The organism is Enterococcus sp. C63, from assembly GCF_040887215.1.
GTDB classification, from domain to species: Bacteria; Bacillota; Bacilli; order Lactobacillales; family Enterococcaceae; genus Enterococcus_B; species Enterococcus_B hirae.
Window position 1 is genome coordinate 24,851 of record NZ_JBFOFI010000005.1, and the last position, 25,275, is coordinate 50,125.

12 protein-coding genes are annotated in these 25,275 nt (G+C 33.7%); 11 read left to right on the forward strand and 1 reads right to left on the reverse strand.

Going from position 1 to position 25,275, the window contains the following annotated elements; genetic code table 11:
- The first annotated feature begins 161 nt into the window (after positions 1 to 161).
- From AB3H90_RS08630 to thiD, 9 genes are all read left to right on the forward strand, one after another.
- Complete coding sequence (locus AB3H90_RS08630; protein WP_368016567.1) at positions 162 to 6,776, forward strand: hypothetical protein; 6,615 nt, start codon at positions 162 to 164, stop codon at positions 6,774 to 6,776.
- A gap of 145 nt (positions 6,777 to 6,921) precedes the next feature.
- A complete protein-coding gene (locus AB3H90_RS08635) occupies positions 6,922 to 7,347 on the forward strand; it encodes a hypothetical protein (protein WP_368016568.1) in 426 nt (141 codons plus the stop codon).
- Between the two features lie 306 nt (positions 7,348 to 7,653).
- Entirely contained in the window at positions 7,654 to 8,721 is a 1,068-nt protein-coding gene (locus AB3H90_RS08640; RefSeq protein WP_368016569.1) for a hypothetical protein, read from the forward strand.
- A 26-nt stretch (positions 8,722 to 8,747) separates the two neighbouring features.
- Positions 8,748 to 8,936 carry a hypothetical protein gene (locus AB3H90_RS08645; RefSeq protein WP_368016570.1) on the forward strand — a complete coding sequence of 63 codons (189 nt, stop codon included), beginning with the start codon at positions 8,748 to 8,750 and terminating at the stop codon, positions 8,934 to 8,936.
- Between the two features lie 110 nt (positions 8,937 to 9,046).
- Positions 9,047 to 12,394 (forward strand): hypothetical protein, encoded by a 3,348-nt coding sequence (locus tag AB3H90_RS08650; protein ID WP_368016571.1) that lies wholly within the window; start codon positions 9,047 to 9,049, stop codon positions 12,392 to 12,394.
- Positions 12,395 to 12,466: 72 nt separating this feature from the next.
- Positions 12,467 to 15,223 (forward strand): hypothetical protein, encoded by a 2,757-nt coding sequence (locus AB3H90_RS08655; protein ID WP_368016572.1) that lies wholly within the window; start codon positions 12,467 to 12,469, stop codon positions 15,221 to 15,223.
- A 215-nt stretch (positions 15,224 to 15,438) separates the two neighbouring features.
- The gene (locus tag AB3H90_RS08660; RefSeq protein ID WP_368016573.1) at positions 15,439 to 17,787 is read left to right on the forward strand and encodes a hypothetical protein; all 2,349 of its coding nucleotides are present in this window, start codon (positions 15,439 to 15,441) and stop codon (positions 17,785 to 17,787) included.
- A gap of 75 nt (positions 17,788 to 17,862) precedes the next feature.
- The gene (locus AB3H90_RS08665) at positions 17,863 to 18,303 is read left to right on the forward strand and encodes a universal stress protein (protein ID WP_010719609.1); all 441 of its coding nucleotides are present in this window, start codon (positions 17,863 to 17,865) and stop codon (positions 18,301 to 18,303) included.
- A gap of 280 nt (positions 18,304 to 18,583) precedes the next feature.
- Positions 18,584 to 19,432: a bifunctional hydroxymethylpyrimidine kinase/phosphomethylpyrimidine kinase gene (gene thiD, locus AB3H90_RS08670; RefSeq protein WP_368016574.1), complete on the forward strand. Its 849-nt coding sequence runs from the start codon at positions 18,584 to 18,586 to the stop codon at positions 19,430 to 19,432.
- Between the two features lie 189 nt (positions 19,433 to 19,621).
- On the opposite strand, the gene cls is transcribed toward thiD, so the two are convergent.
- On the reverse strand, positions 19,622 to 21,073 hold the full coding sequence (cls, locus tag AB3H90_RS08675) for a cardiolipin synthase (protein ID WP_010737327.1): 1,452 nt from the start codon (positions 21,071 to 21,073) through the stop codon (positions 19,622 to 19,624).
- 350 nt (positions 21,074 to 21,423) lie between these two features.
- Between cls and AB3H90_RS08680 the strand changes: the two genes are divergently transcribed.
- Together AB3H90_RS08680 and AB3H90_RS08685 are read left to right on the forward strand one after the other, a co-directional pair.
- Positions 21,424 to 24,090 carry a cation-translocating P-type ATPase gene (locus tag AB3H90_RS08680; protein ID WP_368016575.1) on the forward strand — a complete coding sequence of 889 codons (2,667 nt, stop codon included), beginning with the start codon at positions 21,424 to 21,426 and terminating at the stop codon, positions 24,088 to 24,090.
- A 384-nt stretch (positions 24,091 to 24,474) separates the two neighbouring features.
- Complete coding sequence (locus AB3H90_RS08685) at positions 24,475 to 25,203, forward strand: class I SAM-dependent methyltransferase (RefSeq protein WP_368016576.1); 729 nt, start codon at positions 24,475 to 24,477, stop codon at positions 25,201 to 25,203.
- Positions 25,204 to 25,275 lie beyond the last annotated feature (72 nt).

The following is a 25,275-nucleotide window of genomic DNA, read 5'->3' on the forward strand; positions in this document are numbered from 1 at the left end:
AAGCTTTTGAAGATCAGTTTAAAGATGTTCAGTCATTAGATCAGCAATCACGAAAGAAAACAATCGATATCTACAGTTTTTATCATAAGATTTCTAATGAAAAAACAGTAGAATCAACTAAAAGATTAGAAGTGCAGGTCAATGATTTGTTGATCAAACCAGTGGTAAATAAAGGTGAAAATAGTCCTAATTGGTTTAATGATTTAGTGAGAGCAGTTATGGTTCTGGAACGAGGGATAGAGTCAGAGAAACTAAAAACAAAAATATTTACTGAAATAAAAAATTCCGGTAATCAACCCGTTTTTGAAGAAAAAGGGGATTCATTTATCAAAAACCATGCGATTCCACGCATGCAAAAAAATAATGGTTTGGATGATACATATTATGAACTATCTCAAACAATCAATGGTTTGAACAAGAAAATAAAGGTGCCTGTAGAAGAAGCACAATCTGTCGCTTCTGTTTTTTATGATAAGATATTTCCCAATTTACTCCGTTTGCCTGACATGTCTCATCTGGAAAAAATAGCGATTTATGAAATTTATATCGATGGAAGTAACTTATTACCGAAAACCAAAAATAAAATAAAAAAAACTTTGGAGAAAAATTTATTAAAAAAAGAAAAAAAGAAACTTGAAGAAGTCAAGCTTTTGAAAAAACAAAATATTCAGATGATAGAAGAGGTAGGACCGCATGATTTATTAGCCCTTGAAGAAATACAGCGAGGAAAGCAAAAAGCAACAGTAGATTTTTTTACAGCTATTTATAAAAAGTATGAAGCATTAAATAGAACAACAATGACTAGAGAAGCGAAGAAATATTTAAGCGAAGTAGGCTATTCGGAATTTGAATTTATAGTACATAATAGTGAACAAAAAAATCATATAATAAAACAAGAATCTACTTCTTTAAGTGTACTTAAATCTATGCTTAAACAGAAAGGTTTATCTCCTTATGCAGTGAAAGCTTATTGTTTACCCTATTTAGAAGAGCGACAACTGGAAAGCAATATCAAAAAACTTTGGAGAAAACCTTTTTTGAAAGATTTAACACGAGAAGAGATTAAAGTAGTGGAGAATCTAGTTTCAGAAAAAAGATTATGTCTACAATTAGGGAAGGAAGTAGGGCCAGAACTTGCAGTCAGATATGAAAGAAGCAATCAAGATAATCAAGTAGAACGACTGAAATTGTTCAATGAAATGGATCAAAAGGTTTTTTCAGTGACTTGTCGCCAATTCATCAAAGAGCAAGCTAAAAAATGTTTGAGTGCAACGAATTATACTCGATTTGAAGTAGCTCAAATGATACGAAATATAGAGAGAAAAAAAGGGTTACAGGAAAGAGAAAAAAACAATTTTTTTGATCCGATTATTAATAGTCAAGATTTATCTTCTAACGAAATTAGAGCCTATTGTCTAGCCTATTTAGAAGAGCAACAAATGGAGAGCAACATCAAAAAAAATTTGAGAAAACCTTTTTTGAAAGAGTTGAAACCAGAAGAAATTTTGAAAGTGAAGAATCTAGTTTCAGAAAAAAGATTATATTTACAATTAGGAAAAGAAGTAGGTCCAGAACTTGCAACTAAGCTTGACAATAGCAAGGAAAGCGACCAAGTAGTCCTATCTCAATTGTTCAAAGAGATCGATCAAAAAGCTTTTTCAGTAACTTGTCGCCAATTCATCAAAGAGCAAGCTAAAAAATGTTTGAGTGCAACGAATTATACTCGATTTGAAGTAGCTCAAATGATACGAAATATAGAGAGAAAAAAAGGGTTACAGGAAAGAGAAAAAGACAATTTTTTTGATCCGATTATTAATAGTCAAGATTTATCTTCTAACGAAATTAGAGCCTATTATCTAGCCTATTTAGAAGAGCAACAAATGGAGAACAACATCAAAAAAAATTTGAAAAAACCTTTTTTGAAAGAGTTGAAACCAGAAGAATTATTGAAAGTGAAGAATCTAGTTTCAGAAAAAAGATTATATTTACAATTAGGAAAAGAAGTAGGTCCAGAACTTGCAGCTAAGCTTGACAATAGCAAGGAAAGCAACCAAGTAGTCCTATCTCAATTGTTCAAAGTGATGGATCAAAAAGCTTTTTCAGTGACTTGTCGCCAATTCATCAAAGAGCAAGCTAAAAAACATTTAAGTGAAGCAAACTATGTGAGATTTGAAATAGGTCACGTGATACGAGAGGGAGAGAGTAAAAAAAATTTACAGGAATGGGAAAAAACAGATTTTCTTAATCCATTTCTAAGTCGCGAAAATTTATCTCCTAACGAAATTAGAGCTTATGAGTTAGCTTATCTAGAAATGAAATACAAACCACTTAGCCGAATGAATAGTTGGAAAAAGAGTTTACAACAATATTTTGAGAAAAACTTAACAAATGAAGAAAGAAATGAAGTGCAAGCCTTAGTTCCTCAAAAAAGAGTTCTTATCCAATTGTCAAAAGAGCTAGATTTAAAAAACGTATTCCAGCTTGAAGAAATACAGCAAGGAAAACAAGAAGGAAGGCTTGGTTTTTTCACAGATATTTATGAAAAATCCTTTTCAACGACTAACCAAGAATACATCAAAACACAAGCAAAAATATATTTAAGTCCTGCTAACCATGCTGAATTTGCAGTGAAAAGTCAGATGCAAGATGCATTGAGAGAAAAAGGATTAAAGCTAGCGAATATTAAGTTTAGGGAAGATAAAATTCGGGTGTTTCTTGACCAGAAAATACAATCACCACTTGAAATTAGAGCGTATTACTTAGCCTGTATAGAAGAACAAGTGATACCAATGGATATCAAAAAAAGTTTGATACACGCTTTGAAAAAAGATTTAACTGTAGACGAAAATCTGAAATTGTCAGAACTCATTTCAGAACAACAAAGACTTATCCACTTGTCTGAAGAAATAGGCCCAGAACGTACATTGGAATTCTTAAAAATAAAAAAAGAAAACAAAGCAGCAACAATTGATTTCTTTACAGATTTATATAACAACGTATCTTCCTATACCCAACAATGGATAAAAGAACAGGCATCTTTACATTTAAATCGAAAAGAACATTTAGAGTTTACTAAAAAAGTCAAACTAAAAGAAATAATCAAAGAAGGTGGGCCTGATTTAAAAGCATCTGCAGTCTATAACCAATATAAACGAGCATTCGAAAAAGCAATGAGTCTTCCAGTCATTGAAAAGCTGCAAGTGAAAAACGGGCTGCAACAAGTCAATGCTAATCTTTTAGATCCTCTTGAACTTAGGCGATTAAACAAGGAACAACTAATCGATTCTTTGGTCAAAGTCCAAGTGAGATTTCCACATTGGGAACAACGTTTAAAAGATCAAGCAATCGACCGCTGCATCTCGCATTTAAACGATTTAGAAAAAAAAGAGATCAAGACTTCTTTAAAAGTTAAAGAATTGAAAGGATTTTTAAATAAAGTTAAGTTTCATGATTCCGATGAATTTAGCTTAATTTGGGGTTATGCTAAATTTCACGTTAACAATGATCGTAGGATTATTAAACTCCAAAAAATTAAAGAACAACTAGATGAGATCGCACCAGCCAATTTACTTCAGCCAGTTGTTGTAAAAATATTAACGAATAATAGGTGTGATTATCGAGATCTAAAACTAAGAGAAGCTATTGTGTCCTATAATGAAACAGCGATTGAAATCAATCGTCAATTAAAAAGTGAATTTAAAGCAATGGGTGTAACATTTAAAGAGGTAAGTAGAAATCAAATACTAAGAAGAATATTCAAAAATCTTGATAAGGGACTAAAGTCAGAAAAAGAACAAATTGCGGAGGTTCTGTCAGATTCCAACTTACACTATAATAATTTACTAAATACATTGCTCGTTCAGTTTGAAAAGAAGGTTCATGAGTATATTCCATATTTAGATACGTTGATTCAAAAGGATTATGAGGATAAAGGTGACGTGTCATTAACGAATAAAAGGATTTTAGAACTTGTAGAAAACGAACCGGGCCTTAAAGATTTACTCGTTTGTTGCCAAAATATGCTGCCTTCTTATCCTTTAAAAAATTATGCTCAGACGATTCCAATGGTGTCTACCTATTTTGCCAATTTAGCGCATCAAATTGAGGAAACATATCAAAGTCCAGGAAAAAAATTAGCAAAGCAAATTTTCATGCTAGGGAAACTGGATCCATTATATTGTGCAAAAATGATTCAGTACTTGAGCGCACAATACACTAATAAGCAACCTAACCCTTTACCAATACATCCAAATATTTTAATACAAAATAAAATGGAGAAGATAGTAGAAAGATATCATGACCTATACCCACTTCCGTCCTTGCGTAAGGAATTGACTGGCAAAAAAGTAGTTAATAAAGCGGCTAATGAATTAGTTGGAAATGTTGAAAGGCCAATCTCAACACCAATCATAGAGCAATCAAGTCAGCCGTTTGATTGGAGTCCTTCTGTCATTTTAAATCAGGAAGTAAGACCGACTGAAACAGCTAAGGCAATTGTTGCGTTTCACAATAAATACCATGATCTAGAGATGACTAAGCAGTTTACAGCTTTTGCAACGAAACCAAGGCTTGAGAGAAAAAAAGACAAAACCAATACAACTAAAGAAGAAAGTCTCAAAGAAGTTGCCTACCAAGAATTTCTTAAGAAAAAAAAGAGCTATAAAAAATCAAAAAATTCCCCTGGAAGAGAGATTGCTCATGAAGAAATGGAACTAGCATTAAAAAAATATCAGTATGTCGTGCAAAAAAAACAAGATCAAAAAGAATGTGCGAACAGTATGGAGAATCAAGAATTAGTTCGAGCAGGTGTGTATTTGACTCAACAATTACAGTCAGATGAGCTGACGAATTATCTAGTGGATCGAATGATTGCTCCTGAAAATAGGAGACCTGCTAATGTTCAATTGCAATATTTTATTAAAGAATTAGTACATGATTTAAATACAGCAACAGAAAGAGAAGCGGCAATTCAAACGATCATGCAACCCTATTTAAGTGTGGAAGAAAGACAAAAGTTTTATGCTTTTATGAAGCAGGATACGTATCTTCAACAGTTTCTTAAGCAAGAAAACCTATCGAAAATTGAATTAAAAGCATGTGTTAGTGCTTGCCTACATAAAAGTGATTTGCCATTTAAAGAACAAGTGGATCAGAAACTAGATGTTTTTTTAACAGACAAGGAACAACGTCAGTTGAAAGAAATGGTTAGTCAAAAAGAGATAGTACGTGTCTTAGCAGAACAACGGGATTATAAAACAGCAGTGAAATTTGAAAAGGTATTAAAGAAAGAAGAAGTAGGTGAGATAAATTGGCTAGTATCCATTTATAATGATACGCCATTCCTATTAATAAAAGAATCAATTACATCACTGATTGATTCTTCTTTTAATGAAGCAGATCGTATGCAATTTTATAATAAAATTAACTCTAACCATAAGCTGAAAGACCTTAGCAAACAAGTGTCTCTTACTACAGCAGAAGGAGAAAATTCTCGGTCAAACAAGGAAGACATGTTTTCGTTAGTTTCTGCAATCAGTCCAGAAGTTGCAGAGAGGATAGAAGCAACTAACTTAAAACGATTGCCATTAATTGCTGAAATAAAAGAAAATCTAGAAGAGAAAGGGATCAAGTATTATCTTCCTGAAATAATCAAAGAAATTGGAAAGATTGATTGGAACAACCATCAGGGAAATTCTGAAAATGAATTAATAAAAGAAAAATTGAGACAAGTAAGCATAACTTGTTCAGATGAGCAAATAGAAAATTGGAGAGATATATTTTTTGATAACTTTATAGAAGGCATAAGGATAGGGGATTTAAATGAACAAAAAGAAATATATCCTTTAAGTGGAATGGGAGTAACATTTAACACAACTATTGAAAAAATAAACGAACTTTTAAAGAAAAAATATGAGGAACAAATGAATCAAGTGGAAAGCCCATCAATGAAGAAATCTTTAGATGAGGCAAAAGAAAACTTAATCGAAGAGATTGAACAATCTGTGCGTATGATTAACCCAAACGATAAAAAAAGGACTATAGAAGATCAATTTGTTGAAAATGTTACTCGTTGCAGAATTCAAAAGTATGGAGGAAAAGGTTTCCCAGTCAAAAATATTTTAGAGGAATCACCTACATTGAAAAAGGTATTGTTAAAAAAATTACCCACTATTAATCTTTCTTACCCTATTGAATTACGTAAGCTAATCAATGAATGGTATGAAAATACCCCATTCCCTCCATTTTTAAAAAATTATAATAAAACAGAACAAGAAAGAATCCAAGTTGAGAAATCCATTTACAAATTATTTTATAATGATGACAATTATTGTGCAGAAAATATGCGTGTGATGCTTGTCGATTATGCGGGTATATCGGTAAGTTTAGACCCAAGAGATAGAGAAATGTATGGTTATCCCCTAAGAAAGAAGGCAGAATCAGTATTAGTGGGCTATAAAGAAGTAATGAAAAAACAAGGTATATCAAAGATACTTCCGAAAGAATTACAAGAATTGCAGAAAAACATTCCTGGGCAAACAAAAAGTACTATGATCTCATTTGATTTTATCACGCAAAATGATCAATCAGTGAAGGGCAATCAAAGAACGCAAGTTAGCATGCAACAAATAATGGAAAAAGCAGGAAATTGCTCTACTAATTCACCATTGGTACCAGAAAGAACACACGGCACGTCAATAAACAGAGGTGAAAGCACAAATGAGAGGAGCATCCCTAACGATAGATCATTATCAGAAAAATTTAGTTATAATCGATGAATTCGGAAATCATGTTTCTTGAGTTCAGTATTCTTCCGAATTGCCATCTGACTTGAAGAAAAAGCCAGTCAATCTATTGATTAATAGAAAATCAGATAGATAAAAACATAATGAGGGCAAATTCTGAATAAAAGGAGCAAAACAAATGGGAAGAGACTCTTATAAGAAAGACTATATGCAGATTAAAGGAAGTAAAGTAACTTGTAAAGAAAATGAAGAGTGGATCACAATTAACCTAGACAGTAATCCCAACTTATTGGCGGATAGTATTTATTTATTGAATAAATTATTAGATGAACAAGATGTACTACCTCGAAAGGATACGGAGGAGAAAAAAGAAATTTTAAAAACAAGTATATCAGAACGATTGGTAGGAGATCAGAAAAAAATTTTTTTAGATTGGCAAGAAGCCACCCAGGCAATCTCTGAAGGCAATCTTACAACACGACAAAAACTTATGGAGGTGTTCCATAAGAAAAGATTATTTGCTTTAGAAGAAAAGGCGAAAGTTTGTGTGCTGTTTCAAGAGTTGATAAACGATATCAAAGATAAAAAGGAAAAAAAAGTTTAAAGAGCAATTTTATGCTAATTATTCATTAAATGATAACGAACTAAGTGAATCCATAGAAGTTTATCATTATTTACATCCATTCGAGAATGAAAAAATAGTTAAATCAATGAACAATATCGAACAACTATTTATTGATTTGGTGTCTCCTTCCAGTAGTACAGATAAAAGACGTAAAATGTATGATGTAGTCAGAGCCACTTTGATTTTAAAACGGAAATTATCCTCGATACAATTGAAAAATGATTTACTCAAAAAAATGGTGGAACCTCAGGTTTTTTCCCATGAACAACCGAGTTTGATACGTTTATGGAGATAATCGTTAACCCCTATCTTAAGAAAAATCCTGCCACAGATCCTGACTATAGTCGTTTTCCAATTGAAAACGAACAGGAACAAGTTGAATTATCCCTGACAAACGAGGTAGAACCTTACTACTTATTAGCATTGAAAGAAGTCCGAAAAGGATTTAGAAAAGCATCAACAGAGCTATTCACACATATCTACTTACAGACAACGATTGAAGAGAAAAGAGATATCATTGATGGGTATGCAAAACAGTATTTAACTAAATTTGATTATTTGGATTTTATGTTCAGGATAAGACAACAACATATTCAGAAAAAATGGAATAAAAACAATTCTTTACAAGAAAATTTCCATCTACTCCTAGATGGGAAAAGCAGAACGGCTTACGAGGAACGAGCGTATTATTTGGCTTATCTTGAAGAGACGACATTACCAAAGTCTCTAAAAGATACTTTGAAATACCTTTTATTGAACGAGCTAATTTCTGGTGAATACAGACAAGTGATAGAGCTTGCTCCTGAGAAAAGACAATTGTTGCTGTTGGCAAAAGAAATAGATATAGAGACTGTATATGAATTTGAAGCAATCCAACAAGGCAAAAAAAAGGTGACGTACGCTTATTTCTTAGAGTTATATGAAAAAACCAATTCGAAAAAGGTTCAAGAAATTATCACAGAACAAGCCAAAAAACACTTAACTGAAAGTAAGTATGTTGAATTTGAAATTTATACCTATTTTCAAGAAGAATTTAGAAGAAAGTCAGTTACACAACCGAATGTAGAAAAAGTATTCAGACGATTTATTGAGAGGGAAGACTTATCTGCTAATGACATTCGAGCTTTTTACTTGGCGTATATAGATGCACAAAAATTTCCGAATGATATCCAAGTAATTATTGAAGAACACTTAACTAAAGATTTAACGGATAAAGAAAAAAATGAAGTGATAACGCAATCTTTAGAAAAAAAACAATTGTTACTGTTGGGGAAATACTTAGGAAGCGACATTGTATTAGAACTTGAAGCAATCCAAAAAGGTAAAAAAAGGGAACAGATGACTATTTTTTAGCGATATATATAAAGAGTGACTCGATATTGGCTCGAGAAATGATTAAAGAGCAAGCTAAAAAATATTTGACTGAAAGTAATTATCTGGAATTTGACATAAAGATCCAACTCCAAGAGGAAAGTAGAAAAATGGACGTCACTTTGCCGACAGTGATTTTAAAGATGAAGCGCTACGGTATTTTGTTGACCATAAAGTATTATCCAAAAATGAACTGATCATTTATTGTCTAGCCTATCTTGAATTTAAAGAAATACCCAGTGGTTTAGAAACAATAAGAAATTTAAAAAAAGCTGTCGTAACTCCAAGTCAAATCGATGTCGAGAATTTGGTTTTAGAAAAAAAACAACTTTTATCAATAGCTAACAAAATAGATCCAAGTGTATATGAAAGATTAAGAACTAACGCAGGAATATCAATCGGCGTCTTTACGGAGATGTATGAAAATGTGAAGTCTAATGAGCATCATCAGTTTATCAAAAAGCAAGCACAATTGTTTTTAGATGCTGAAAAACATTTAGAATTTAAAAAACGCATTGCACTTTATGAATTAAGCAAGTCTGACGAACTAACCTCTGAAGTTGCTTTTTTTATTGGACTGCAACGTCATTATCAACAAAAAAATGGGGAGAACCATCGAACGAAAGTCAGTCTCCAAGACATAGAAGAATTGAGGAAGCAAAACCTGTCTTTTCTAGCTAAGACGATGGTTTTAGATCAGAAATCTACCGAAGAAATAGAAAGCAAAAAAAACGATGAACAAAAAACTGTCAAGGAAGAATTAAAAGATTTCATTACTTTAATTTCTCGTTTTGATAGTAATGATTCATATACATTTATAGATAGTAATTTGAAAGATATATTCAGGTACGTCAGACATTATGCTCATCGGAGGAACCAAGTTTATTCTATACCACAATCAGTTAGAACGTTTAATAAATTGAAACATCTGAAGGTACCATTTATTGAAGAAAATAGAAGTAACTGGCTGTTCGTGTTAGATCTGAATGACAAGAAACAATCGAAGTATATCAAAATAATTAAACAATTCATTTTATTACCCGAATGGCAATCTGTAGCTGAAATTGATCCTTTATTTATCGCTGTAAAGAAGAGAATAGAGAAAAAATTAGAACGATTTAGCCAAGAGGTGGAAGCAAGTCAACTGAAAACGGATGAAGAAATTTTAGCGCTCGCAGAAAAAAAACCTAAAGTCAAAGAACTACTTACATACTATCAAAACATTGCTCCAGCAGTTCCGTTGAAAGATTTTGCAAAGGCGACGCCAACCGTCGTTGCTCATTTTAAAAATTCAGCACATCAACTTGCAAGAGAATACTTTGGAAAAGATGCGGAATTATCTCAACAAATTTATGAATTGGGAAAGCGAGACCTACCGTTTTGTGTAGATGTAATTAGGTATCTGCTATTAACTGACAAAAATGAGAAAGCGAAAGGTATTCCGAAATCTTTTGATAAGGAAAGTCAAGAAAGAGCCGAGTATATAATAGAAAATTATCATCAAAAGTTCATAAAGCCACGGCAAACTAAGCAATCAAAAAAAGTTCTACAAAAGGAAAGGAAAGAAAAGCAGATTGCAAATGATACCCAACTGAAAGAATTAGTAAGACATGGCGTTTATAATTATCAAATGGGTGAGGGGAAAGAAATACATATAGGACAGGATAATATTGGTTCTGTTTCGGGCAACACTCGATTACAGCAATTTATAAAAGAACTAGCTGAAAAGTTAGATACAGATATGCAAAGAGAAGCAGCGATTCAAACAGTAATGAAACCAAATTTAAGCTTGGAAGAAAGGAAAGAGTTTTACGCTTACCTAAAAAACGACCCGTTTCTTCCATTATTCTTACAGAAGGATAACTTATCAAAACTTGAATTAAAAGCTTATGTAGATGTTTGTCTTAAAAAAACAGACTTATCTTTTAAAGAGAAAATCTCTGGCAATTTGAGGGCTTTTTTAACGATAACTGAAAAAAAAGAATTAAATAAATTGATTACTGAAAAAGAAGTTATCCGTGCAGTTGCAGAAGAAATCAATCTTCAAATAGCTTTAGAATTGGAGCGAGTAGTAAACCAAAACAAACAAGAGATTGATCCACTCGTAGCAGTTTATCGTCAAACGTCCTTTACACCAATTAAAGAGTTTGTCCTACAACATGTTGATTCATCATTGACTGATGAAAATCGCTCTGAATTTTATCAGAAAATTGATTCTGCAGCTCCTATAAATCAACTAGATCAGACTAATTTTGGGGCACACTTAACAAACAAAGAGGAATTAGGACAAGAAACTAAAATAGGCTTTCTTTCACTAATTAATGAAATGAAAGAAACATTAGAACAACAAAAAATCGCCTATTACTTTCCTGAAATAGTCGGAGAATTTAATTCTCATCAAGTAACGAGAGAAAGTTTGGAAAAATTAGGTATCCATTTTACAGACGAGCAAATGAAAAATTGGGAAGCTACATATAAAAAAGGCCCGATAGTAACCGATAATATTCAAATATCCATACTTCAAACAATCGCAAAAGTAATTGAAAAACATATGGAACGAAAAGGAACTCTAATAGAAAATATCCCCACCGAAAAAGAAGAAAAAAATAGCATAAAAGAAAGACTGAAAAAAGAAATCGAACAATCAGTAGCTAAGATTAATAAGAATGACCCTAGGATCAGTATAGAAGAGCAGTTTATAAATCATCTTTCGACTCAGCCAATCTTCAAGCATTTAGTAAGGAAAGAACCCAAAATAGGGGAAAAATTATTGAAAAAATGTCAGAACAGACTTCCTTTTATTTCGCTACCTTCTTCAAAAGAATTTCTTCAGATGATAAATAGAGAGTTCCTCAAAAAACATACCGGGATTAGACGTTTTGCATTAGAATATGCGAGAGAAAAAAGAGCACGATTGTTTGAAGAAAGAAAAATTTATAAGTTGTATCAAGAAAATCCATTCTGGTGTTGTGAAAATTTACGAGTGATCCTCGTCAATTATGCTGGGTTCAAGAAGATAAAGTTAAACCCAATATATAGACCTGAATTATACTCTTTTCAAGTGGATAGGAGTTTTAGTCAGCAGAGATTACTAAATAAAGCCAAAAAAATAACCGATTTTTATATAGATATCTCTTTAGATTTAAAAAAAGTATTGCCTAAGGAACTTCAAAAAAAAGAATCAACGAATAAGGAAAGCCAAACTGAAGTATCATTTGAGTCAATAGTAAGCGACCAAGAGAAGTTAAATAATGATATGGCTTTAACAGAGGCGAGAGAAAAGAAGAGGTTATTTCCTGCCACAAATCATTTTGAACCGAAAAGTAATTTAGGACAAATGGAGCCGTTAGACAAAAAACTGCGTTTGACTCAGATAAAAGAATCAGCGAATAAGGAAAGTCAAACTGAAATATCATTAGAATCAATAGTGAGCAAGCATGAGAAGTTAAATAATGATATGGATGTAACAGAGACGAACGAAAAGAAGAGACTATATCCTTTTCTTGGTCAATCCGAATCAGAAAGTAATGTAGAGCAAATGAAGTCGCTAGAAAAAAAGCTGCGTATGACTCAGATAGAAAAAGCAAGCCAAGAAGGTCACAGCTCTAATGAAAGAAAACCGCATGAACAAGTTCAAAGACAAGCGAATCGCTGAGTTTTGTCATTGCTAGTAAATTAGTTGTTCCCTAAAAAACTAAGTATATTAATGAAGAACGGAGAAATGCAAATGGAAAGAGACTTTTATGAGAAAGAATATATGGAGATTAGAGGAAATGAAGTATCTTGTAAAGAAAATGGAGAGTGGATCACAATTAACCTATACAACAATCCCAACTTATTGGCGGATAGTGTTTATTTATTGAATAAATTATGGGATGAAAAAGATGTACTATATGGACATGTTTTTCAGAATAAAAAGGAAATTTTAGAAAAAAGTATATTGAATCGATTGCCAGAAAATCAAAAAAATATATTTTTAGACTGGCAAGAGGTTACACAGTTAATCGCTAAGGCTGACTATAGAACAAGACAAAACTTTAGGGAGTTGTTCCTTAAAAAAAAATTATTTTCTTTAGAAGAAAAGGCGAAAGTTTGTGTGGCTTTTCAAGAGTTGATAAACGATATCAAAGATAAAAAGGAAAAAAAGTTTAAAGAGCAATTTTATGCTAATTATTCATTAAATGATAACGAACTAAGTGAATCCATAGAAGTTTATCATTATCTATATCCATTCGAGAATGAGAAAATAGCCAAATCAATGAATAATATCGAACAACTATTTATTGATTTGGTATCTCCTTCTAGTAGTACAAAAAGAAAATGGGGGAATCAAATGGATGATGTAGTCCGAGCTAGTTTGATTTTAAAACGGAAATTATCCTCGACACAATTGAAAAATGATTTATTCAAAAGAATGGTGGAGCCCCATGTTTTTTCTGATAACCATCCAAACTTTAATACGTTTATGGAGTCAACCGTTAACCCCTATCTTAAGAAAAATCCTGCCACAGATCCTGACTATAGTTATTTGCCAATTAAAAAAGAACAGGAACAAGTTGAATTATTTCTGACAAACGAGGTAGAACCATACTACTTATTAGCATTGAAAGAAATCCGAAAAGGATTTAGAAAAGCATCAACAGATCTATTCACGCATATCTACTTACATACAGCGATTGAAGAGAAACGATATATCATTGATGGCTATGCAAAACAGTATTTAACTAAATTTGATTATTTGGATTTTATGTTCAGGACAAGACAACAACATATTCAGGAAAAATGGAATAAAAACAATCCTTTACAAGAAAGTCTCCATCTACTCGTAGATGGAAAAAGCAGAAGGGCTTACGAGAAGCGAGCGTATTATTTGGCTTATCTTGAAGAGACGACATTACCAAAGACTCTAAAAGATACTTTGAAACACCTCTTATTGAACGAGCTAACTTCTGCTGAAAAAGCACAAACGTTAGAGCTTGTTCCTGAAAAAAGACAACCGTTACTGCTGACAAAAGAAATAAATATAGAGCCTGTATTCGATTTTGAAGCAACCCAACAAATCAAAAAAAAGGTAACGAATGATTGTTTTTTAGTGGCCTTAGCGGCGTATAAAAAGACTGATTCGAAAAAGCATCAAGAAAACATCAAAGAACTAGCCAAAAAATACATAACGGAAAGTAAGTATGTTGAATTTGAAATTCATACCCAATTTCAAGGTGAATTTAGAAAAAAATCAGTCACACAACCAAATGTAGATTTTCAAGAAAATGGACTAAGTCGTTTTCTTAAGAGGGAAGACTTATCTGCTAATGAAGTTCGGGCTTTTTACTTGGCGTATCTTGATGCACAAAAATTACCGAATAATATCCAAATGATTTTCGAAAAAGTTTTGACTAAAGATTTAACGGATAAAGAAAAAAAAGAAGTGATAACGCTATACTCAGAGAAAAGACAATTATTATTGCTGGCAAAATACTTAGAAAGCGACATCGTATTCGAACTTGAAAAAATCCAACAAGGAAAAAAAAGGGGAACAGATGATTATTTCATAGCGATATATAATATCAGTGATTCGATACTAGCTCGAGAAATGATTAAAGAACAAGCTCAAAAATATTTGACTGAAAGTAATTATCTGGCATTTGATATAAACATTCAACTCCAAGAGGAAAGTAGAAAAACAAACTTTACTATACCGACAGTTGACTTTAAAGATGAAGCACTACGGTATTTTATTGACCATGAAGTATCATCAAAAAGTGAAATGATCATTTATTATCTAGCCTACCTTGAAGCTAAAGAAATACCAAGTGATTTAGAAACAATAAAAAACTTGAAAAAAAATGTCGCAACCCCAAACCAAATCGATATCGATGAATTGATTTTAGAAAAAAAACAACTTCTAACAATAGCTAACGAAATAGGCCCAAGCGCATATGAAAGATTAAGATATGACATAGGAGTATCAATCGGCTTCTTTACGGAGATGTATGAAAAAGTGAATTCAGTTGATACTCAGCAGTTCATCAAAAATCAAGCACAATTGTCTTTAGATGCTGAAAAACATTTAGAATTTAAAAAACGTATTGCACTTTATGAACTAAGCAAATCTAGTAAATTAACCTTTGAAGTTGACTCTTTTATTCAAAGACAACGTCATTCTCAACAAAAAAATGGGGAGAACTATCGAACAAAAATCAGCCTTGAAGACATAGGAAGATTGAGAGAGCATAATCTGTCTTCTCTAGCTGAGAGGATGGTTTTTGCTCAGAAGTCTACCGAGAGAATAGAAAGCAAAAAAAATGATGGACAAAAAAATGTCAAGAAAGAATTAAAAGATTTTCTTACTTTAATTTCTCGTTTTGGTGGTGATGATGAATATAGATATATGGGAGATCATTTTGAAAATATATATAGTTCAGTCAAAAAAAAATCTCATAAGGGGAAACACATTTATTCTCTACCAAAAAAAATAAGGCTTTAAATAAATTAAAGGATAAGTGGGTACCGCATGATGAAGAAAAGGGAAGAAACTGGCAGTCAGTATTAGAACTTAATAAACAGAACCAATCGAATATTACCGGTTTTATTAGTCGAATCATTTTATTACCTACATGGCAATCTGTAGCCGAAATTGAGCCTTTATTTATCGCTGTAAAGAAGAGAATAGAGAAAAGATTAGAACGATTTAGCCAAGAAGTGAAAGCAAGTCAATCGAAAACGGATAAAGAAATTTTAGACCTTGCAGAAAAAGACCCTGAAATCAAAGAACTACTTACATACTATCAAAAAATTGCTCCGGCAGTTCCGTTGAAAGATTTTGCAAAGACAACGCCAACCGTAGTTGATCATTTTAAAAATTCAGCACATCAACTTGTAAGAGAAGATTTAGGGGAAGATACAGAGTTATCTGAACAAATTTATGAGCTAGGTAAGCAAGCCCCCCCATTTTGTGCAGATTTAATCCAATATTTGGCATCAACTGGTATCAATGAAAAAGCGAAAGATATTCTAATATCTCCTAATGAGGAAAGTCAAATAAGAGCCAAACAAATAATAGAAATTTATAATCAAAAGCTCGACATGGCGCAGCAAAAAAATTTTTTGGAAACTGAAAAGAAGCAGCAGATTGAGAATGATACCCAACTGAAAGAATTAGTAAGAAATGGCGTTTATAACTATCAAAAGGATGGGAGTAAAGGAATACAGATAGGTCAGGCTAATGCTGATTCTTTTCCGAGCAAAAATCAATTACAGCAATTTATCAAAGAACTAGCTGAAAAATTAGACACCAATATGCAAAGAGAAGCAGCGATTCAAACAGTAATGAAACCAAATTTAAGTTTGGAGGAAAGGGAAGAGTTTTATGCTTACCTAAAAAACGACCCGTTTCTTCTATTATTCTTAAAGAAGGATAACTTATCAAAACTTGAATTAAAAGCTTATGTAGATGTTTGTCTTAAAAAAACAGACTTATCTTTTAAAGGGAAAATTTCTGGCTGTTTAAGGGATTATTTAACAGTAACTGAAAAAGAAAAGCTAAACAAATTGATTACTGAAAAAGAAGTTATCCGTGCAGTTGCAGAAGAAATCGATCATCAAAAAGCATTGGAATTGGAGCAAGTAATAAACCAAAAAAAACAAGAGATTGATCCACTCGTAGCAGTTTATCGTCAAACGTCCTTTACACCAATTAAAGAGTTTGTCCTACAACATGTTGATTCATCATTGACTGATGAAAATCGCTCTGAATTTTATCAGAAAATTGATTCTGTAGCTCCTATAAATCAACTAGATCAGACTAAATGGAAGGCCCCCTCAACAAATAAAAATGTAAAACAAGAAAATGATAGATTCTTATTTTCATTGATGGATGAAATGAAAGAAACATTAGAGGAGCAAAAACTTGTCTATTACTTTCCAGAAATAGTTAAACAAATTTTGCCTCCTAAAATTAGGGATTTGGAGGAAATAGATAAAGAATATCAAATAACAAGAGAAAGATTAGAGGAAATAGGTATCCATTTTACAGACGAGCAAATGCAAAAGTGGATAGACACTTTTGATGAAGGTCCTATAGTAAACGATAATTATCATATATCCATACTTAAAACAATTGCAAAAGTCATTGAAGAAAATATGGAACGAAAAGGAACTCTAAGAGAGAATATTCCAACAGACAAAGCGGAAAATAATATAGTAAAAGAAGAATTAATAGCAGCAATCGCACAATCAGTAGTCAAGATTAATAAGGATGACTCTGATAAAAGCGTAGAAAAAAAGTTTAGGGATCATCTTTCGAATTATCCAATTATTCTAAATTTACTAAAGGAACAACCTGAAATAGGGAAAAAATTACTGAAAAAATGTCAGGACAGACTTCCTTTTGTTTCGCTAACTTCTTCAAAAGAATTTCGCGAAATTGTCGATAATGAGTTTGCTATAAGAAATACTAACATTAGGAAGTTTGCACGAAAACATGCCCCGCAAGTAAGAAACCAAACGACAGTAGAAAAACAAATCTATGATTTGTATCAAGAAAGTCCAGCTTGGTGCTGTGAAAATTTACGAGCGATCCTCGTCGATTATGCTGGGTTCAAGAATATAAATTTAAACCCAATATATAGACCTGAATTATACTCTTTTCAAGCGGATGGGGATTCTGATAAATGGAGATTACTGGGTAAAGCACAAAAAATAACGGATTTTTATACAGGTATCGCTTCAGATTTAAAAAAAATATTACCTAAAGAACTTCAACAAAAAGAATCAGTGGATAAGGAAAGCCAGACTGAAATATTAACAGAATCAACAGTGAGCGAGCATAAGAAGTTAAATAATAATATGATGGATTTAACAGAGACAGACGGAAAGAAGAGGTTATTTCCTACCACGGATCATTTTGAACCGAAAAGTAATTTAGGACAAATGAAGCCGCTAGAAAAAAAACTGCGTATGACTCAGATAAAAGAAAAAGCAAGCCAAGAAGGTCACAGCTCTAATGAAAGAAAACCGCATGAACAAGTTCAAAGACAAGCGAATCGCTGAGTTTTGTCATTGCTAGTAAATTAGTTGTTCCCTTAAAATAATCGTGCTACACTGATTGTAAAGGAGGCGGTTTCAATGGCAGACACCTATAAAAATATATTAGTAGCAATTGATGGATCAGAAAAAGCAGAAAAAGCCTTTTCTGAAGCAGTTACAATTGCAAAAAGAAATCAGGCAAAGCTACACATTTTGTACGTAAACGAAGTAACGGGTAACTATTTCGGTGATTTTGCATTTGTTACAACGAACTTACAAGAGGAATTAGATGAAGTTGCAGAAAACCAAATGAAAGAGCATCGCAACTTAGCAATTGAAAAGGGACTAACAGATATCGAGACGTATATTTTGTATGGATATCCGAAAACATTGATTGCAAATTTCAATGAATCAAAGGAAAAAATTGATTTGATTGTTATGGGGGCTACAGGATTGAATGCCGTGGAACGTGTCTTAGTTGGTTCAACTACTTCTTATGTAGTCACACATGCACCGTGCAATGTGTTGGTAGTAAAATAATGTCACTCGCTAGTTAGTGAGAGGATGCTAGAACTGAGCAGTACACTGAAGAAGCAAATAAAAAAGTAAGCCGAAGAAGCTGAGCATCATCTCTTTTATGTCAGTATTCTTCGGTTTTTTGTCATGCTTTTTTCTTTTTGCTTTCCCTTTTTTACTAATCAGCAAATGATTAGTGGATGGAAATGCCTATTTATATACGATTTGATTCCTTAAAGTAAGAAGTGGTATAGTTGTGTAGAATAGGGAATGAGTTGGAAAAATAAAAAAGGGAATGAAGCGTATGAACGACCAATATGTACAAGTCATGACGATCGCGGGATCAGACAGTGATGGAAGTGCAGGAATGCAAGCAGATATGCATACTTTCTTTACCTGTGGCGTCTATGGTGTATCAGTTATGACGGCTTGTGTGGCAGGAAATTCTTATGGGATCGGAGCAAGTGTGACCTTACCAAGTGCGTTCATTGATAAAGAATTTTCTTTGATCGCTGAAGACTACCAAATAAGAGCGGCTAAAACAGGTATGCTAGCTGATTCAGAATTGATTGAAACAGTAGTTAAAAATTATCAAAAGTATAACTTTGGTCCTTTAGTGGTCGACCCAGTAATCGTGACGAAGCATGGGAATTTATTATTGGAAGAAGCTGCTTTAAGTAGTCTGAAAGAAAAACTAGTACCATTAGCGACTGTCTTGACGCCGAATTTCTACGAAGCAGAGAAGTTAACTGGACGTACCTTAAAGACAGATGAAGATTATGTTCAGGCCGCTGTTGATCTACAGGCAATGGGTGCCAAAAATGTGATGATCAAAGGATTTCATACGAAAGAAAGTAATCAAGAAGAAGTAAGAGATTATGTGTTGCTGGAATCTGGACGATCATTTTGGTTAAGTGCAGTCTTTTATCCGACAGATCGAATCAACGGTACAGGAGACACATTGTCGGCTTGCATTGCTGCAGAATTAGCGAAAGGAAAAACAGTAGAAGAAGCAATCCGAACGGCAAAAGACTATGTTAATCTTGCAATTGGTGAAGAAATCATTGTCGGTCACAAGTATGGTCCCATCAATCACTGGGCAGCAGAAAAGCAACTCTCAGCAAAAAACTGTTCTTCAAAGAAGAATCAATAGCTATCTAAAAGAATCGTTTTTTTTTGCTTTTATAATTTTTCAAAAAAGTATAAGTGAATCATAATGTTTTTAATAGTAAAAATGAAAATGGGACTGAAAAAATCAATTCTGATTCTTCAGTCCCATAAATTATAGAGCCTTTTTTGTGGATCAAGCAAAAAACTCATTTTAAATTTGAATGTTTATGATTTATAAGATAGGTGAAAACAAACGAGAAATTTGTTGTTTGAATAACAACCAGCCAGACATTTCTTTGACTGTTTCCGTGGTCATCGGTGTACATTGTTTTTCATCTTGTAAAAATTGATCTGCTAACTGGGTTAAAAAGGCTGGATCATAAATGACAGCACTGGTTTCGAAGTTCAACCGATAACTTCGAACATCTTGATTGGCAGAGCCGACCATACAAATTTCATCATCCATGATCAATGTTTTCGCATGTAAAAAACCATTCTCATAAACCAAGATTTGAACGTTTTCTTTGATCAATTGACGTGCATAATATTGGGTTGCTCGGTAAATAAACGGATGATCAGGTTTATTAGGAATCATGATCTTGACCTCTACGCCAGAAGAAGCGGCAATTTTTAAGGCAGCGATCACACTTTCATCTGGAACCAGGTAAGGTGTTTGAATCCATACCCGTTTTTTAGCAGCTGTGATCAATTTAATAAAGGATAATTTAATTTGTTCACGTTCATTGTTAGGACCGCTTGATACTAGTTGAATCGAAGTATTTTCATGCTTGTCGTCTTTCCCAAGTTCTTTTTGAAAAAAGTAATCAAGATGATAGGCAACCTTCTTTTGTTCGGGTACTGAAACATTCCAATCCGTTAGAAAACGTAGCTGTAATAATGAAGCAGCAGCGCCATAGATTCGAATATGAGTATCACGCCAATAACCAAACTTTTTGGTTGGATTGACATATTGATTGGCGATGTTAAAGCCACCGGTATAGCCGATTTTACCATCGATCACGACGATTTTACGATGGTCGTGATAATTTAAGCGGAATCGAAGTAATGCTCTTTGTGACGTGACGAATGTGTGGACGTGACCACCATTTTGGATCAAACGGTTAAAGTCTTTCGGTTTAGTGCCGTGTGAGCCAAACGCATCATATAATAAGCGGACTTCAACCCCTTCAGCAGCTTTTTCTTCAAGTAATGTCAAGATTTGTTGTCCGATGTTGTCCGTGACGAATGCATAATATTCGATATGAATCGAATGCTTTGCCTGCCGAATATCACTTAATAGAGAAGTTAATTTTTGTTGACCATCTGTTAATAAAGTGACGGAATTACGTCGGGTTAATGGCATGCGATTCAAAGAAGAGAAGAAGTCAACAAATTGTTGATGCTCTTCATTATCCATGACGGGATCATAGTGATCGATCGTATCTCCTTTGAAATCTTGAAAATTTTCTAGTTCTTTCAAGTCGCTTTGTCTCAAATAAAATTTTTTCTTATCAGTCAATCCGCGACCGAAGAAGAGATATAGGATAAATCCAAGACCTGGAAGAGCAAATAGTACGAGCAACCACGCCCAGATTGCAGCTACGTCACGAGGTTTGATTAAAATAGTTACTAAAGCAATTAGTGCATTGATGAAATAAAGGATCGTGAGAATAGTAATAACCAAAATAGCTTCCTCCTTATTTAGAATAACAAACAGTATTATATCATGAGAATCCTTAGAATCCTAAATTTGAAGTTGCAGAGATTATAAAGTGGTTTGAAAAAATAAAGAACCACAAGGCAAAGTGGTTGCAATTTTCTATTCATTCATGTAGGATAAGAATATAGTTGAATATCTCCTTAGGGGAGTAACCGACAACGTTTGTTGTGATAATATCAACAGTAAGTTAACCATTTGGTTTTCTGGTATTGTATGAAATGGTGAGACCTAAGACAAATCCGCATTTGTCTTAGGTCTCTTTTTTTTCAGTCAGAAAACTTTTTGGTAACGAAAAACAAAATGGGGGATGGAATTTGGAAAACAAAGAACAGGCTCAGCAAGTTGTCTATAAAGAACCAATTGACTCGCTGATGCAAAAAACACAGAGCTCAATCGATGGTTTGAGTACATCACAAGCAAAAGAAAAGTTAGAAAGAGACGGATTGAATCAGTTAAAAGAAGCACCTAAGAAGCCAACGTGGAAATTGTTTTTAGAAACTTTTAAAGATGCAATGGTTATTGTCTTATTGATTGTCGCTTTGATTCAAATGGTCATGGGAGATTATATCGAATTTTTCGTTATTTTTGCCGTATTGATGTTGAACTCCGTGATTAGTGTGATCCAAACGAAGAAAGCAGAAGGTTCTTTAGAGGCATTGAAAAATCTTTCTGCACCTGATGCACGTGTGATTCGTGATGGAAAAGAAAAAACGATCCCTGCGAATGAACTGGTTGTAGGAGATATCGTTTTATTGGAAGCGGGAGATTATGTCCCTGCCGATGGTCGGTTGTTAGAAGCTGGATCATTGAAAGTGGATGAAGGGATGCTAACTGGTGAATCGACAGCATCGGAAAAAGAAGTAACTGATATTAGTCAGACAGTGCCGATTGGTGATCGTATCAACATGGTATTTAGTGGAACAATCATTACTTATGGTCGTGGGAAATTCTTAGTTACCGCTACTGGAAATAACACAGAAATCGGTGAGGTGGCAGGGTTACTTGAATCAACAACTGAACAAGTAACACCACTACAGCGTGGATTAGATAAATTTAGTAAGAAGTTAAGTTTAGCGATTTTAGCTTTATCGTTAGTTATTTTAGGTATCCAATTGTTCCGAATCTATCTTGGCGGCGGCACAGGTGATTTAACTGCTGATATCGTTAGTGCAGTAATGTTTGCAGTCGCTGTTGCGGTTGCTGCCATCCCAGAAGCATTACAATCAATCGTAACGATCGTTTTATCCTTGGGAACCAATAAAATGGCGAAACGACATGCTATTATCCGAAAATTACCAGCAGTGGAAACACTGGGTTCGACTAGTATTATTTGTACAGATAAAACTGGGACATTGACCCAAAATAAGATGACGGTAGTTGATTATTATCTAGCGAATGGTTCGACTGGAGATTTTACCGATGATCCAAAAAAATGGACAGACGATGAAAGACGTTTGATTGAAATCAGTGTATTAGCCAATGATGCTTCCATCAGTGAAGATGGTACGAAACTTGGAGATCCGACAGAGGTAGCGTTTATTGATTTTAGTGAAAAATTGAATCAACCGTATCAAGAAATCCGTAACAACTATCCAAGAAAAGCTGAATTACCATTTGATTCTGACCGAAAATTAATGTCGACTGCTCATAACATTGATCAGGGACACTATCTTTTTGTTAAAGGTGGACCAGATATCGTGTTTGCACGCAGTAAAAAGGTCTTGCTAAATGGTGAAGTTGTACCAATGACAGAGGAATTGATGAAACAATTCAAAGAACAAAATGAAGCTTTCTCAAACAAGGCATTGCGTGTTTTAGCCTTTGCTTATCGCCCAATTGAAAGTCCAGAGTTGTCATTTGAAGATGAAAATGACTTGATTCTAGTTGGATTACTTGCCATGATCGATCCTCCAAGAGCAGAAGTCACACAAGCAGTTAAAGAAGCTCGAAGCGCTGGAATTAAAACGATTATGATCACTGGAGACCACAAAACGACTGCTGTTGCGATTGCGAAAGAAATTGGGATCTTTGCAGAAGGAGATCAAGCACTTACAGGGACAGAGTTAGATGAATTGACCGAAGATCAATTAAACGAAGTCTTGGAAAAAGTGACTGTATACGCACGTGTATCTCCTGAAAACAAGATCCGAATCGTACGTGCATGGCAAACAAAAGGACACATTTCTGCGATGACAGGCGATGGAGTTAATGATGCTCCGGCCTTGAAACAAGCGGATATTGGTATTGCCATGGGTACGGGTACGGATGTATCGAAAGATGCGGCAGCGATGGTCTTGACCGATGATAACTTTGCTTCAATCGTTAGTGCCGTAGAAGTAGGACGTAATGTTTTTGATAATATCAAAAAGGCGATTGCCTATTTATTCTCTGGAAACTTAGGTGCGATCATTGCGATTGTCTTCGCTTTAGTTGCTGATTGGTCCAATCCATTTACAGCATTACAATTATTGTTTATCAACTTAGTCAACGACTCATTACCAGCGATTGCTTTAGGAACAGAAAAAGCCGAACCAGCTACAATGAAACGTCCACCAAGAGATCCAAATTCAGGAATCTTTACCGATAAAACATTGATCTCGGTTACTTATCGAGGCGTATTAATCGGTATCGCAGTCATTTTTGCGCAATGGTTAGGAATGCAACATTCACCAGAATTTGGCGTAGCAATGTCGTTTTCTACATTGATCTGGTGTCGAACATTACAAACATTCCCTGCGCGTTCTAACACACAAACAGCGATCCAAGCAGGTTTCTTCGCAAATCGAAGCTTATTGTTAGCTGTTGTAGTATGTAGTGCATTGTATTGCTTGACGATGATCCCAGGCTTGAAAGAAGTTTTTTCAATTCCAGCAGCATTTGGTTTGACAGAAGTCTTTACGTCAATCGGGATTGCCTTAGTAACGATCATTTTAATGGAAATCACAAAACTGATCCTTGTACACGTACAAAAAGAGAAATAAATAGGAATACCTGGGATAATTTTTTGATGTGCTATTCAAAAGTTAACAGCAGAGTATTTCACCAACTGGCTGGTATGGCTTCGGGATTCAACCGAATGTATACCAGCCAGTTTTTTGTTCAATGACATCTTTATTCTTTACTTGATGATAGCTGTCTAATATACATAGTGAAGAACTATATCGGCAATTTAAAAATTTGGCTCTGATGAGATAGAAAGAAAGGAAAACACATGTGAATCATGTATAATGAAAGGACAGAAATTTTAAAAATAATTATTTCGATAAGCCTAAGAGCAGGTAGGTTTTGGTTATGAATTAGTCAGTATATTATTTATTCCGAAAAGTGAAAAAGTGATATAAAAATAGAGAAATAGAGGAATGAAAATGAACGAAGAAGAATGGGACGCCTTTGCAAGCGATTACTACATGAATCAAAAAGAATCAGACAAAACAATTGTCCGAGATGTCATTGAGTATCTAAAAAAAGAAGCTGCATTACCAACTGAGAAAATAGTGGATGTAGCAGGTGGCGCTGGACGCTATCTAGCGATGTCAAAAGAAGCAACTACATATGAATTGATAGATTTTTCGGATGAAATGTTGAAGTTTGCTACTGAAGAAGCAGCTAGATTGGGGAGGGAAAACATTCATCTAATGAAACAGACTTTTTCTGAATTTCTGGAAAATGGAAAAACGTATGATTTTATTTTCTCTGCTTCTAATCCGGCATTAGACGATTCCGTAAAGTTAAGTAGAATGTTAACAAAGATGAAAAAATATTGTGTCATCCTAAGAGTTGTCTCTTCTAAAGAAGATCTGTTTACATCGTTGGAAAAAAAATTAGGAATTTTCGAAGAAGATGCTGTGACTTCACCAGTAATAATGGATCAATTGGAAACTTATTTAAAAGATGAAGAATGGTCCTATAAAAGAAAAGAATTTACGTATACGTTTAAAGAAGAAATTACGGAAGATTTTATGAGAGCTTATTATCAAGAATATCTAGAAGAAACAATTTTTAAAGAGTATATTCAAAAATATTTTGACCCAAAAGAAAAAATTGTTAGTACAACGATGTTTACCTATCGGCTACTACTAATCAAGAAGGAGTGACCCCAAATGGGCATGACTAGTTTTGTTTACTCTAAGAATATAGAGAAAAACGATTTATCTCTTAGGACGGAT

Excerpts from the sequence above, each read along its gene's own strand:
- AB3H90_RS08635 (WP_368016568.1), top strand. The coding sequence starts at position 6,922 with ATGGGAAGAGACTCTTATAAGAAAGACTATATGCAGATTAAAGGAAGT.
- AB3H90_RS08640 (WP_368016569.1), top strand. The coding sequence starts at position 7,654 with ATGGAGATAATCGTTAACCCCTATCTTAAGAAAAATCCTGCCACAGAT.
- AB3H90_RS08655 (WP_368016572.1), top strand. The coding sequence starts at position 12,467 with ATGGAAAGAGACTTTTATGAGAAAGAATATATGGAGATTAGAGGAAAT.
- AB3H90_RS08665 (WP_010719609.1), top strand. The coding sequence starts at position 17,863 with ATGGCAGACACCTATAAAAATATATTAGTAGCAATTGATGGATCAGAA.
- thiD (WP_368016574.1), top strand. The coding sequence starts at position 18,584 with ATGAACGACCAATATGTACAAGTCATGACGATCGCGGGATCAGACAGT.
- AB3H90_RS08685 (WP_368016576.1), top strand. The coding sequence starts at position 24,475 with ATGAACGAAGAAGAATGGGACGCCTTTGCAAGCGATTACTACATGAAT.